The sequence below is a fragment of the Erythrobacter sp. SG61-1L genome, assembly GCF_001305965.1.
Lineage (GTDB): Bacteria > Pseudomonadota > Alphaproteobacteria > Sphingomonadales > Sphingomonadaceae > Andeanibacterium.
In genome coordinates, this window is the sequence record NZ_JXQC01000003.1 from 3,653,928 (window position 1) to 3,667,291 (window position 13,364).

Here is a 13,364-nt window from a genome sequence, read left to right on the forward strand (position 1 = left end):
TGATTCCTTATTCTGCATATCTCGATAGCTTTAAGATATATCGTAGATCGAACTTGGCAAGAGCCGATGCAAAATTCCTTCGCCCCGCCTATGGTGCGCGAAATGTCTGACCTGTTTGCCGAAGACCTGCCGCCCGCCGGTGCGCCCGATGCGCCGCGCGAAGACGCGCCCCTTGCCGACCGGCTGCGCCCCTCCACCCTTTCCGAAGTGATCGGGCAGGAACATCTCACCGGGCCGGAAGGCGCCATCGGCCGCATGGTATCGGCCGGGCGACTATCCAGCATGATCCTGTGGGGCCCGCCGGGCACGGGCAAGACCAGCATCGCCCGCCTGCTGGCCGATGCGGTGGGCATGCGCTTTGCCGCCGTGAGCGCGGTGTTTTCCGGCGTCGCAGACCTGAAGAAGGCCTTTGCCGAGGCGGAAGTGGCCGCCAAGGCCGGGCAGCGCACCCTGCTGTTCGTGGACGAAATCCACCGCTTCAACCGCGCCCAGCAGGATGGCTTCCTGCCCTTCGTGGAACGCGGCACGGTGACGCTGGTGGGCGCGACGACCGAGAACCCCAGCTTCGCCCTCAACGCCGCATTGCTCAGCCGGGCCCAAGTGCTGATCCTCCACCGGCTGGATGCGGCAGCGCTCTCCGTCCTGCTAGCCCGTGCGGAGGAACTGGAAGGCCCCCTGCCCCTGACGCCGGACGCGCGCGAGGCGCTGGTGGCCAGCGCCGATGGCGACGGGCGCTTCCTGCTCAATCAGGCCGAAACGCTTTATGCCGCGAAGATTCCCGAACCGCTCGATCCGGCAGCTCTAGGCAAGTTCCTCCAGCGCCGCGTCGCCGTTTACGACAAGGATCGCGACGGGCATTACAACCTGATTTCCGCGCTCCACAAATCGCTGCGCGGCTCCGATCCGCAGGCCGCGCTCTATTACATGGCGCGCATGCTCACTGCGGGGGAAGAACCGCTTTACGTGCTGCGCCGCCTCGTCCGTTTCGCCAGCGAGGATATTGGCCTGGCCGATCCGCAGGCGCTGACCCAATGCCTTGCCGCCAAGGATGCCTATGAGTTTCTGGGCAGCCCGGAAGGCGAAGTGGCCATCGTACAGGCCTGCCTCTATCTGGCCACAGCGCCCAAATCGAATGCGGCCTACAAGGCGCAGAAAGCGGCGTGGAAAAGCGCGAAGGAAACCGGATCGCTTGCCCCGCCCGCCAATATCCTCAACGCGCCGACCAAGCTGATGAAGGATATCGGCTATGGCACCGGCTACACTTACGACCATGACACGGCAGAGGGCTTTTCCGGTGACAATTACTGGCCCGAAGGGATGGAGCCGCAGACCTATTACGAACCGGTCGAGCGCGGGTTCGAACGGCAGGTGATCGAACGGATCGCCTATTGGAACAAGCTGCGCGCCCAGCGCGGCAAGTGAGGGTGCCGGGATGAACCGCAAGGCCATGCAACGCAGTGCCGGAATGTTCGCCGCGATTGCCCTGCTGGCCGGTTGCGGCGATGCGGGGGAGGCCGCGCCCGCCGCATCTTCAACTGCTGCATCCGCATCCGCAAACACTCCCGCCGCCGAACCCGATCTTGCCGCCTGCAAGCCCTCCGAAACGGCCGATGAAGACTATCGCGAGCGCAAGGCCCCCATCCCTGTCCCACCGGCCTTCGACGGGCTGGTGCGGTCCGACATGGACCACTTCGCCGTCTCCACCGCCAATGGCCACACGATCTGCGTCGACACAGGCTGGATGGAAGGCATCGAGGACGCCAAAGCCTCGCACGACCAGCGCTTCCTCTCCTTCGCCTGGGGCGGATATGAAGCGTTCGGCTTTATCGTGGTGGACCGCAGCGGATTGGGGCAGGTTATCGAAACCGGCACTGCCCCGCTCTCCCCGCCCGGCGGCATGCGCTTCGCCTCGGTCGATCTGAGCGAATCCGCATTCGGCGGGTTCAACGCCTTCGGTGTCTGGCAGATCGAACCTGTCGGCCTGCGCCCGCTGGCCAAGGTGGAAGAAGGCATGCCTTCGGGCGACTGGCGGCTGGAAGGCTGGGCGGGCGATGGCTGCGTGAACCTCTCCGTCATTCCCAACGACCGTTACCCTTCCGATGCCGGGCTTGTGGACATCACCACGCGCGACCCGTGGCACGCGACCGAAGCGGAAAAATGGGCGCTGAAACCGGGCGCCTGCCCCAAACCATGACCCGTTTCACTCATTTCGCCGCCATCGACTGGTCCGGCGCAGCCGGCGAACGGCACCGGGGCATTGCCGTGGCGATCTGCACCACCGGCAGGGATGCACCGCAGCTGGTCCGCCCCGGCCATCGCTGGTCCCGCGCCGAAGTGCTGGACTGGCTTGCTACGCAAATGCCCGAAGGCACGCTGGCCGGACTGGATCTGGGCATGTCCTTGCCCTTCGCGGATCGCGGCGCCTTCTTTCCCGGCTGGAACGAAAGCCCCGACGATGCCCGCGCGCTGTGGGCGCTGATCGACCGCATCTGCGCCGGTGACGCGCACCTTTGCGCCAGCAGCTTCGTCGGCCATGAATGGGCACACCGCTTCTTCCGCCACCGGGGCGAGGAAGGCGACCTGTTCGGCGGCGGCAGAGGCCGCTTCCGCATCACCGAACACGCCCAGCGCGAGGCGGGCTGCAATCCCTATTCCAACTTCAATCTGGTCGGCGCGGCGCAGGTCGGCAAATCGAGCCTGACCGGAATGCGCGTGCTGCACCGGCTTTCCGGCCTTGTGCCTGTCTGGCCGGTCGATGCCCTGCCGGGCCGGGGCGGATCGGCCGTGGTGGAAATCTACACCTCGCTCGCCGCCATTCATGCCGGCCGCCGCGCAGGCCAGACGAAGCTGCGCAGCTACGAAGAACTGAACGAGGCCCTTGCCGCGCTGGGCAGCGGCCCGGTGCCCGCCATCGGCCCGGTCGACGATCACATCAGCGACGCCCTGATCACCGCCGCCTGGCTGCGCGAAGTGGCTCACCTGCCCGAATATTGGCATCCCTCCGCCATGACAGATGAAATCGCCCAAACCGAAGGCTGGACCTTCGGCGCGCTTTAGAGCAGAGGGGCTTCGCGCAGCCCGCCATCGGCGGCGCCAAGGGCCGGCTTAGCTCAGTTGGTAGAGCACCTGATTTGTAATCAGGGGGCCACGGGTTCGAATCCTGTAGCCGGCACCATCCCTTTTCCCTCCTGCCAAGGCTCCCTATCTAGCGGGCGAGAGGTGACGCCATGTCCGATACCCAATCCGAAGCGATGATCATTGCCTGCCCACACTGCGCCGCGCTGAACCGCGTTCCGCGTGAAAAACTGGGTGCGGGCGGCAAATGCGGCAAATGCCGCGCGGCCCTGTTCACGGGCACGCCGGTGACGCTGACCGCCGCCAATTTCAATGCCCATGCCGCCAAGAGCGACCTGCCGCTGCTGGTCGATTTCTGGGCGAGCTGGTGCGGCCCCTGCCGCCAGATGGCCCCGGCCTTCGGCGCGGCGGCAGGCCAGCTGGAACCGGCTATCCGACTGGGCAAGCTGGATACGGAGGCGGAGCAGGCACTGGCGGCCCGCTATGGCATCCAGTCCATCCCGACGATGATCCTGATCCACAAGGGCCGGGAAATCGCGCGGCAATCGGGGGCCATGCCCGCCAGCGCCATCGTCAACTGGGCGCGGCAGGCAGCGGCTTCGGCCTAGCCCCGCCCGCGATAGGGGGCCACGCCCTGATCGGGCACCCACAGGCCGGCGGGCGCAGCGCCCGTCTGCCAGAAGACGTCGATCGGAATGCCGCCGCGCGGATACCAATATCCGCCGATACGCAGCCAGACGGGCTTCATTTCTTCCACCAGCCGCTGGCCGATGCCCACGGTCACATCCTCGTGGAAACCGGCATGGTTGCGGAACGATCCGAGAAAGAGCTTGAGGCTTTTCGATTCGACGATGGTTTCGCCCGGCGCATAGTCGATCACCAGATGGGCAAAATCGGGCTGGCCGGTCACGGGGCACAAAGAAGTGAACTCAGGCGCGGCGAAACGGATCATATAGAGCGATCCGACGCGCGGGTTGGGCACGTAATCCAGCACCGCTTCTTCGGGGGAAGCCGGCAGCGCGCTCGATTGGCCGAGGTGAAGGGGCTTCAGGTTTTCGGGTGTGTCGGTCATGCCGCGCGTGATGCCGCGAACTCGCCTGCCGCACAAGTCACCGGTTTGACGGAGACGATTCAGCCGCTATTCAGCGCGCCCTGCGCTTCCAGACTTCCAGCCCGCGAGTGAAGACGGGCATACCGACAGGGGTCATGACCAAAACTCCCAACGACAAGAACAGGCGGATGAGGATTCAGGCCCTGCTTGCAGGCGCCGGGCTGATCGCGCTGGGCCAGGCCCCGGCTGCGGCATCGGTCGGCGATTTCCAGCTTCCGCCGGGCAATACGCAGGCCCCGGCAGGCCCGGTTGCGCCGGGGGAAGCGCCTCCGCGCTCCACCGCGACGCCCGCCCGCCCCGCTCCGCCCCCTGCGCCAACGCCCACACCTGCGCCCACTCCCACGCCGCGCCCCGCGGCCAGCACCCCGGCGCCGACGCCCGCGCCCACTGCCGCGCGGCCCACACCGACACCCGGCGCATCGCCTTCCCCGCGCGTCAGCGCCACGCCAAGCCCGACGCCGACCGCAAGCGATACGCCCGAACCAGTTTCCACGGACGAAGCGGAGGCTATCCCTACCCCGACGGCCGCGCCTGCCGCCCCGGCGACCGCCCCCACACCGGCCGAATCTTCGCAGCCGCCCGCCACCGAGGCGACCGACAGCGAATCCCTGCCATGGGGCTGGATCGGCGCGATCGCCGGACTGATTGCCGCCTTTGCCGCCGCGCTTGGTGCCGGAATCTGGTTCTGGCGGCGCGAAGGCGCCCAGCGCGCCGTGCGTGCACCGGAAATCCAGCGGCCCGATCTGGCGGCGGCAGCTGCCGCAAGGCCTGCGCCAACGCCCGCCACGGACCCGGACATGCTGATCGATGAAGCACCGGAGGAAGTGGCCCCGCTCAGCCTTGCCCTCGAAGCGCGCGAACTGGCCATCACCCTGACCGCCGCCACGCTTTCCTACCGCGTGACCCTCACCAATATGAGCGGCCGGGTAATGGAAGGCATCAGCGTGACGGGCGACATGATCTCCGCCCATGCATCCCTGCCGGAGGAAGAACAGCTTGCCTCCAGCGAGAGCGAACTGGTGCCGCAGCACCGGATCGAGCGGTTGCGCCCGGGCGAAAGCGCGCAGATGAGCGGCGAATTCCGCCTCAATTTCTCGCTCATCCGGCCGATCCGCAAGGGCACGGCCCTGATGTTCGTGCCGCTGGCCCGGCTGAAGGTGGAAGCCGCCTCTGGCGCGGCAGGCGCGATTTTGCGCACCGTACTGGTAGGGCAGCGTTCACCTCGCCCCGGCGCGGGATTGCAGCCTTTCCGGCTGGATCAGGGTCCGCGCATTTACCGAGAAGTCACACAAAGAATCTTTTGAACGATCCCCCCTCGACGGGCGAAAGGCAGGGGTTTAACCCTAGTCGTTCACGCGATGAGGAGCGCGCGAATGGAATCGCTGGTTTCGACCGACTGGCTCGCAGAGGAAATTGGATCCTGCGACCTGAGGATCGTCGACGCATCAAGTCACTTGCCCATCGCCGGGCGGGATGCCCGGGCCGAATACGAGGCCGGGCATATACCCGGTGCTGTGTTCATGGACCTGACCAATCTGGTCGACCCGGAAAGCCCGGTGCCTGCCGCGCTGCCCACGGCGGAGATGTTCGCCAGCCGCATGCAGAAGCTGGGGCTGGGCGATGGCAGCCGCATCGTGCTGTATGACGATAGCGACGTGAAGACATCGGGCCGGGCATGGTTCATGTTCAAGCTGTTCGGCGCGCAGAATGTCGCGATCCTGGACGGCGGCCTCGCCAAGTGGAAGGCGGAAGGGCGCCCGCTGGAAGGCGGCGTGCAGACATTGAAGACCCGGCATTTCACTGCCTGGCAGGAAGCCGGCAAGGTGCGCAGCAAGGCCGATATGCTCGCCAACCTCAGCAGCCATGCCGAACAGGTGGTCGATGCGCGCGATTCGGGCCGGTTTTCCGGCGAAATCCCCGATTTCCGCCCCGGCGTGCCCAGCGGGCACATTCCCGGATCGGTAAACCTGCCTTTCTACGAATTGTTCAATGCCGATGGCACCTTCAAGGACAAGGCGGGCCTGCGCGCCGCGTTCGAACAGGCGGGCGTCGATCTTTCCCAACCGGTCGCCACAACCTGCGGCGGCGGGGTGACGGCGGCGGTCCTGTGCTTTGCCCTGCACCTGCTGGGCAAGGACAAGGACGTATCGCTGTATGACGGCAGCTGGAGCGAATGGGCAGTCGATCCGGCCACTCCCAAGGAGACGGGCGCTGCGCTTCAGGATGTCTGAGATGCAGCATGTCTGATCGCGGCGACTCTGATCACAGCGACAAGGATCTGGCGCCTGCCACGATGCTGACGGGCGCCGGGCGCCGCAGGGAATGGACCGGCATTGCCGGCCACAAGGGCGGCGTTGTGAACCCGCCGGTGTGGCGGGGCAGCACTCACCTTTACGAAGATGCCGCCGATCTTGCGGCCGGGCGCCCCAATGAGGATGGGCATTTCTATTACGGCCGCCGCGGCGCGCCCACCCAATGGTCGCTGGCCGAAGCTCTGACCCAGATCGAGCCCGGCGCGGCCGGAACCGTGCTCTATCCCAGCGGCGTTGCCGCCATTGCGGGCGCGCTGCTGGCGGTGCTGCGCACGGGCGACGTTCTGCTGATGACGGACAATGCCTATCAGCCCAGCCGTGCCCTTTCCGAAGGGCTGCTGAGCCGCATGGGCGTGGAAACCCGCTGGTTCGATCCGCTGGATGTAGATGGATTCGCGGCTCAATTCTGCGAACGGACAAAGGCCATGCTGCTGGAAAGCCCCGGCAGCCTGACGATGGAAGTCTGCGACGTGCCCGCCCTTGCCGCCATCGCGCGGGACAAGGGCGCCGTCAGCCTGATCGACAATACCTGGGCCAGCCCGCTGGGCTTCCCGGCGCTGGAACGCGGCTGCGATATTTCCATCATGTCGCTGACCAAGCATGTCGGCGGCCATTCGGATGTGATGATGGGCAGCGTCAGCGCGGCCGAACCGCATTTCAGCCGTATCCGCCGCATGTCCCAGCAATTGGGGCAGGTCGTCTCGCCCGACGATGCGGCCCTTGCCCTGCGCGGCCTGCGCAGCCTTTCACTGCGGCTGGAACGGGAAAATTCCAGCGCGCTGCAGATCGCCCGCTGGCTCGCGGGCCGGGCGGAAGTCGCCCGCGTGCTTTGCCCCATGTTGCCCGGTGCGCCGGGGCACGATCTGTGGGCGCGCGATTTCACCGGTGGCTGCGGGCTGTTCAGCTTCGTGCTGAAAGGCGCCGACGATGCCGCTCGCGCCCGCTTTATCGACGCGCTGGAATTGTTCGGCATCGGCTATAGCTGGGGCGGGTTCGAGAGCCTTGTCATCCCCTTCGATCCGCAGGGCGCCCGCAGTGCCACGCACTGGCCGCCGCCGGGCAGCGATCCGGCGGACCGGCTGGGCATCCGCCTGTCCATCGGGCTTGAAGACCCGGCGGACCTGATCGCCGATCTGGCGCGCGGCTTTGCCGCCATGGGCCGGGCGGGATGAATGCCCTCGCCTTCCTCGCCGCCGCGAGTGCAGGCAAGGATGCCCCGCCCGGAGTAGCCGCGGCGGACGACATCAGGGACGCCGTTTCCGCCAAGGCCGGCGCAGTGGCCCAGTTTGTCGGCACGCTGGATTCGATTGCCCTGCAGATCGGCCACACAAGGATTTCCCTGTGGGACACACTGGTGGTGGTGATGGTCATCACTGCCGTGCTGTTTTTCGCATGGTTCGCCAGCAGGCTGGCGCGCTGGCTGCTGGGCAAGGCCACCCGGCTGGACCCGACGCAGAAACTGCTGACCGACAAGCTGCTGACCGTGGCCATCTGGGCGCTGTCGATCCTGGTCGGGATCGACATATTGGGCATAGACCTGACCGCGCTGGCCGTGTTTTCCGGCGCCTTCGGCCTGGCCATCGGCTTCGGCCTGCAGAAGACCTTCGGCAATCTGATCGCGGGGATCATCCTGCTGATGGACCGTTCGATCAAGCCGGGCGATGTGATCGCGGTGAGCGACATGTCCGGCCGCGAGAGCTTCGGCCAGATCCGCAAGATCGGCATCCGCGCCATTTCGGTCACCACGCGGGACATGAAGGAATACCTCATCCCGAACGAGAACCTGATGATCAATCAGGTGGAGAACTGGTCCTACAGTTCGCGCGATGTGCGGGTGAAGGCGCCCATCGGCGTGGCTTACGATACCGACATCGATCTGGCGCGAGACCTGATGATGCAGGCCGCCAAGGACGTGACGCGAGTGCTGCACGATCCCGCGCCGCGCGTTCTGCTGATGGATTTCGGCGAAAATTCGATCAATTTCGAAATCCGTTTCTGGATCACCGACCCGGAAGAGGGCATCAGCAGTGTCCGTTCCGAAGTCTATTGGCGGGTCTGGCGCCTGTTCCGCGAAAACGGCATCAAGATCCCCTTCCCCCAGCGCGACATCAATCTGCGCGGCAATGCCCAGTTCGATACGCTGATCGCCGCGCTGGAGCGGGATTCGCGCGGTGAAGACGGCGGCGAAGACAGCGGTGGCGGCGGGCCGGGACAGGCCGGCTAAAGCTCACCTACCCCCTGCCAAAACCATTCTCGCTGGCACTTGAGGGGTACCGGGGCCATGTGCGCCCCATGAAGAATGCCGCAACTCCCGCCACGGTCTATCTGGTCGGCGCCGGCCCGGGCGATCCGGACCTGCTGACCCTGCGCGCCGCGCGCCTGCTGATGCAGGCCAGGCTGGTGGTGCATGACGGGCTGGTCGATCCCTCGATCCTGGCGCTGGCCCGCCCCGATGCGCGGCTGATCTCGGTCGCCAAGAGCCGTTCGCGCCACACCATGCCGCAGGAAGAAATCAACGCCCTGCTGGTGCGCGAGGCACAGGCGGGTAACAGCGTGGTGCGCCTGAAGGGCGGCGATCCGTTCATTTTCGGCCGCGGCGGAGAAGAAGCCGATGCCTGCCATGCGGCGGGCGTTCCGGTGGAAGTCGTCCCCGGCATCAGCGCCGCCATCGGCGCGGCGGCGGCTGCACAGATTCCGCTGACCCATCGTGACAGTGCCAGCATCGTCAGCTTCGTGGCGGGCCAGTGCAAGGGCCTGACCGAGCAGGACTGGTCCGGCCTTGCCGGCAAGGGCCGCACTTTGGTGATCTACATGGGCGTCACCACGGCCCCGCAGATCGCGGAAAAGCTGATGGAAGACGGCGTGGCCCCGGATTGCCCGGTGGCCGTGATCGAAAATGCCGCGCGCCCCACCATGCGGGTGCTGCGCGCTTCGCTGGCAGGCCTGCCCGATCTGGTCAGCGGCGCAAAGGTGAAAAGCCCCGCCGTAATCGTGATCGGCGAGGTTGCATCTCAGAAATCAGGCCGTAACGACGCGGCCCTCAGGCAATTGGCGCTGGAGGCGCAGGGATGAAGATTCTTACCGGAAACGACCTCAAGAGCGGGGCCGTCGTGTGGTGGACCGGGCATGACTGGTCTATCCACGTCGAAGATGCAGTGGATGTGGGCGATCAGGCCGACGCCATCCTGCAGCGCGAGGAAGGGGCCCGGCGGGTCAATGCTTCCTACGCCATCGACGCGCAGCCCGACGGCGAACGCGGCGTGCGCCCTGCCCATATCAAGGACCGTATCCGCGCGCTCGGCCCCACCGTGCGCCCTGACCTGACCCTCAAACCCGCCGATCCCAACGCCGGCAACTGGGTGATCTGATGTACCGTTATGACCAATATGACCAGGCGATGGTCGATACCCGCGTCGCGGAATTCCGCGACCAGACCCGCCGCCGCCTCGAAGGCAAGCTGACCGAGGATCAGTTCAAGCCGCTGCGCCTGCAGAACGGCCTCTATCTGCAGCTGCATGCCTATATGCTGCGCGTGGCCGTGCCCTATGGCACGCTCAACGCCGCCCAGATGCATGTGCTGGCGAACATCGCGGACAAATATGACCGCGGCTATGGCCACTTCACCACGCGCCAGAACATCCAGTACAACTGGATCAAGCTGGAAGACGCGCCCGATATTCTGGCGGACCTTGCCGCCGTGGAAATGCACGCGATCCAGACCAGCGGGAACTGCATCCGCAACATCAGTTCGGACCAGTTCGCCGGCGCCGCCGCAGACGAGCTGATCGATCCGCGCCCCTATGCGGAACTGCTGCGCCAGTGGTCCAGCTTCCACCCGGAATTCCTGACCCTGCCGCGCAAGTTCAAGATCGCCGTGATCGCCAGCGAAACCGACCGCGCGGCAATGAAGCTGCACGATATCGGCATTCGCATCGTGAAGAATGCGGCGGGCGAGATCGGCGCGGCCTTCTATGTCGGCGGCGGCATGGGCCGCACGCCCATGATCGCGCCGCTGATCCGCGACTTCGTGCCGCTGGACCAGCTGATTACCTATTCGGAAGCCTGCCTGCGGGTCTACAACCGCTATGGCCGCCGCGACAACAAGTACAAGGCGCGCATCAAGATCCTCGTCCATGAACTGGGCAAGGAAGAATATACGCGTCAGGTGGAGGAAGAATTCGCCCACCTGCTGACACAGGGCATCGAACCCCCGATTGCCGAGCTGGAGCGGATCAAGGCCCACTTCACCGATCCGGCCTATGACACTGCCGCCGCTGACGATCTGGACCTTTCGGACCCGGATTTCGCCCTCTGGGTGGAACGTAACATCGTGGCCCACAAGCAGCCGGGCTACATCATCGCCAATATCAGCCTGAAGCCGGTTGGCGGCATTCCGGGCGATGCCTCAGCCGAACAGATTCACCTGATGGCCGATCTGGCGAAGGAATACAGCTTCGACGAACTGCGCGTGACCCACGCCCAGAACATCGTGCTGCCCCATGTCCGCAAGGCCGATCTCTACACGCTGTGGCAGAAGCTGGACGCCGCCGGCCTCGGCGCGGCCAATCTGGACACGGTGGAAGACATCATCGCCTGCCCCGGCCTCGATTATTGCAGCCTTGCCAATGCCCGCTCCATCCCGGTGGCGCAGAAGATTTCGCAGCGTTTCGCCGAAAACGGCAAGACGGCGGAACTGGGCGAGCTGAAGCTGAAGATCAGCGGCTGCATCAATGCCTGCGGCCACCACCATGCCGGCCACATCGGCATTCTGGGCGTCGACAAGAAGGGCACCGAAAACTACCAGCTGCTGCTCGGCGGCTGCGAGGGTGACGATACTTCGCTCGGCAAGATCACCGGCCCCGGCTTTGACGAGGACGGCATCGTGGACGCAGTGGAAAAGGCCACCGGCGTCTATCTGGCCGAACGCACCGAAGGGGAGCGTTTCCTCGATACCTACCGCCGCATCGGCATGGATAAGTTCAAGGAGGCGATCTATGCTTGATAGCCTGCGTTTCCGCGAAGACGAGGCAGTCACTGCCCCCGCCGTGACGGTCGACGCCTTTCTCGACCAGACCAATGCCGCCGCCGTCCGCATCGAACCGGGCGACGACGCGAAGAGCCTGCTGCCCTTCCTCGAACAGCTGCGACTGGTGGAAGTGAACTTCCCCAGCTTCGGCGACGGGCGCGGCTATTCCAGCGCGCGCATCCTGCGCGAGGCCGGCTATCAGGGCGAATTGCGCGCCGTGGGCGATGTGCTGGTGGACCAGCTTTCGCACATGCGCCGCTGCGGCTTTGACAGCTTCCTGCCCGAAAAGCCCTTCGATCCCGAAGATGCGCAGAACGCGCTCGACCGCTGGCCCGAAGTCTATCAGGCCACCGGCGATGGGCGCACGCCCATCTGGGCCAAGAGGCACCCTGTCGATGAACGGGGCTGAAGTGTCCTCCCGCCCGCGCGACCGGATCGATACGTCGGCCCGTTTCACGGAAGGCGATGCCATTCGCCTGAACCGGATGTTCCGCGGGCAGGAAACGCTTGAGATGCTCTCCAGCGTGCTGAAGGATCATCTGGCGGGCGACGTTGCCGTCGTTTCCAGCTTCGGCGCGGAAAGCGCGGTGCTGCTGCATCTGGTGGCGCAGGTGGACAAATCCATCCCGGTGCTGTTCCTCGATACGGACAAGCATTTCCCCGAAACCATCGCCTATCGCGATGAGCTGGTGGCCTTTCTCGGCCTGACCAATCTGGTCATCCTGAAGCCCGAGGCGGAGGAAATCGCCGCCAAGGACGAGGCGGGCCTGCGCTGGAGCTGGGACCCGGACGGCTGCTGCGAAATCCGCAAGGTGAAGCCGCTGGCGAAGGCCCTGGCGGGCTTCGATGCCTCGATCACCGGGCGCAAGGCCTTTCAGGCCAGCACCCGCGCGCAATTGCCGCGGTTCGAGATCGACAATTCGGACGAACAGGGCCGCCTGAAGATCAACCCGCTGATCGACTGGACGGCGGAAGATCTGGAAGCCTATTTCGAGGAATACGGCCTGCCGCGCCATCCGCTGGTGGCACAGGGCTATCCCTCCATCGGCTGCTCCCCCTGCACCCACAAGGTCGCGCCGGGCGAAGACCCTCGCTCGGGCCGCTGGAAGGGCTGGGACAAGACCGAATGCGGCATCCACAGCCCGAACAACCCCGACGCCTACCGCCTGCCACCGGAAGGCTTCGACCCCGCGCTGTAAGGATACAGGGCACGTTCCACACGTGCCCTGCCGGCGCCCCGCTCGCCATCCCTGCCCTTCGACAGGCTCTGGGTGGACCTCCCTGCGGTCGAACCGGGATCGCCGGCCTTTGCGCCTGCCTTCTTCCTGTTTCGTCATCCCCGCGCAGGCGGGGATCCAGCAGCAACCGTCGAACTGGATTCCCGCCTGCGCGGGAATGACGAAGATCCGGTTCAGCCCCCTGCCCCCTTGGTCATCCCGGACTTGTTCCGGGATCCAGCTTCTTCTTCGCGCCAGAAAGCTGGACCCCGGAATGAATCCGGGGTGACACGTGAAGCGCGAGCGCATTTGGCAAATCAACTTGACATAACGAACCGTTTCGGTTATATGCCCCGCACCTTGCAGCAATAGCACGCTGCAAGCCTCCAATCCGGAGGGCGGCATGTCGACTGCCTTTCCTCCCTTGTTCGCTTTGAACAACGCGGCCGGTGCGGGTGTGTGTCTGCGGGGGCGTTACCCCTTGGCAAAGCCGCCTGCGCCAGATGCGGTTACCGGATGCGCGGATTTCACCGGCCGCCCCCGATCCTGCCCCCTCTTGCGGGCAGGCCATCCGGGGCGTGCACGCAGAACCGCCAGTGGCGCGGGATCATCACGCGGTGGCG

The 13,364-nt window shown here is 65.6% G+C and carries 14 protein-coding genes and 1 tRNA gene; 14 read left to right on the forward strand and 1 reads right to left on the reverse strand.

Annotated features, from left to right (window positions below; all coding sequences use genetic code 11):
• Nucleotides 1-102 precede the first annotated feature (102 nt).
• From SZ64_RS17975 to trxC, 5 genes are all read left to right on the forward strand, one after another.
• The gene (locus tag SZ64_RS17975) at nt 103-1,422 is read left to right on the forward strand and encodes a replication-associated recombination protein A (protein ID WP_054532354.1); all 1,320 of its coding nucleotides are present in this window, start codon (nt 103-105) and stop codon (nt 1,420-1,422) included.
• A gap of 10 nt (nt 1,423-1,432) precedes the next feature.
• The gene (locus SZ64_RS17980; protein ID WP_054531957.1) at nt 1,433-2,194 is read left to right on the forward strand and encodes a hypothetical protein; all 762 of its coding nucleotides are present in this window, start codon (nt 1,433-1,435) and stop codon (nt 2,192-2,194) included.
• A complete protein-coding gene (locus SZ64_RS17985) occupies nt 2,191-3,057 on the forward strand; it encodes a hypothetical protein (protein WP_054531956.1) in 867 nt (288 codons plus the stop codon). The genes SZ64_RS17980 and SZ64_RS17985 overlap by 4 nt, the downstream gene beginning before the upstream one ends.
• 42 nt (nt 3,058-3,099) lie before the next feature.
• Nucleotides 3,100-3,175: transfer RNA gene (locus tag SZ64_RS17990), tRNA-Thr, on the forward strand.
• A gap of 52 nt (nt 3,176-3,227) precedes the next feature.
• Nucleotides 3,228-3,683 (forward strand): thioredoxin TrxC, encoded by a 456-nt coding sequence (gene trxC / locus SZ64_RS17995; RefSeq protein WP_054531955.1) that lies wholly within the window; start codon nt 3,228-3,230, stop codon nt 3,681-3,683.
• Here the strand turns inward: trxC and queF are convergent.
• The gene (gene queF, locus SZ64_RS18000) at nt 3,680-4,147 is read right to left on the reverse strand and encodes a preQ(1) synthase (RefSeq protein ID WP_054531954.1); all 468 of its coding nucleotides are present in this window, start codon (nt 4,145-4,147) and stop codon (nt 3,680-3,682) included. The genes trxC and queF overlap by 4 nt on opposite strands.
• Nucleotides 4,148-4,281: 134 nt before the next feature.
• On the opposite strand from queF, the gene SZ64_RS18670 reads away from it, so the two are divergent.
• From SZ64_RS18670 to SZ64_RS18045, 9 genes are all read left to right on the forward strand, one after another.
• Nucleotides 4,282-5,490, forward strand: a complete 1,209-nt coding sequence (locus tag SZ64_RS18670) for a hypothetical protein (protein WP_054531953.1) — start codon at nt 4,282-4,284, stop codon at nt 5,488-5,490.
• 69 nt (nt 5,491-5,559) lie between these two features.
• Nucleotides 5,560-6,417 carry a 3-mercaptopyruvate sulfurtransferase gene (gene sseA / locus SZ64_RS18010; protein ID WP_054531952.1) on the forward strand — a complete coding sequence of 286 codons (858 nt, stop codon included), beginning with the start codon at nt 5,560-5,562 and terminating at the stop codon, nt 6,415-6,417.
• 8 nt (nt 6,418-6,425) lie between these two features.
• Nucleotides 6,426-7,670: a cystathionine beta-lyase gene (metC, locus tag SZ64_RS18015; protein WP_082384679.1), complete on the forward strand. Its 1,245-nt coding sequence runs from the start codon at nt 6,426-6,428 to the stop codon at nt 7,668-7,670.
• Nucleotides 7,667-8,722, forward strand: coding sequence for a mechanosensitive ion channel domain-containing protein (locus tag SZ64_RS18020; RefSeq protein ID WP_054531951.1), 1,056 nt, complete (start codon nt 7,667-7,669; stop codon nt 8,720-8,722). The genes metC and SZ64_RS18020 overlap by 4 nt, the downstream gene beginning before the upstream one ends.
• Before the next feature lie 68 nt (nt 8,723-8,790).
• Nucleotides 8,791-9,570, forward strand: coding sequence for a uroporphyrinogen-III C-methyltransferase (gene cobA, locus SZ64_RS18025; protein ID WP_054531950.1), 780 nt, complete (start codon nt 8,791-8,793; stop codon nt 9,568-9,570).
• Nucleotides 9,567-9,866 (forward strand): DUF2849 domain-containing protein, encoded by a 300-nt coding sequence (locus tag SZ64_RS18030; RefSeq protein ID WP_054531949.1) that lies wholly within the window; start codon nt 9,567-9,569, stop codon nt 9,864-9,866. Before cobA ends, SZ64_RS18030 begins: the two co-directional genes overlap by 4 nt.
• On the forward strand, nt 9,866-11,500 hold the full coding sequence (locus SZ64_RS18035; protein ID WP_054531948.1) for a nitrite/sulfite reductase: 1,635 nt from the start codon (nt 9,866-9,868) through the stop codon (nt 11,498-11,500). Before SZ64_RS18030 ends, SZ64_RS18035 begins: the two co-directional genes overlap by 1 nt.
• Entirely contained in the window at nt 11,493-11,933 is a 441-nt protein-coding gene (locus SZ64_RS18040) for a DUF934 domain-containing protein (RefSeq protein ID WP_054531947.1), read from the forward strand. The genes SZ64_RS18035 and SZ64_RS18040 overlap by 8 nt, the downstream gene beginning before the upstream one ends.
• Nucleotides 11,920-12,723, forward strand: a complete 804-nt coding sequence (locus tag SZ64_RS18045; protein WP_054531946.1) for a phosphoadenylyl-sulfate reductase — start codon at nt 11,920-11,922, stop codon at nt 12,721-12,723. The genes SZ64_RS18040 and SZ64_RS18045 overlap by 14 nt, the downstream gene beginning before the upstream one ends.
• Nucleotides 12,724-13,364: the final 641 nt, after the last annotated feature.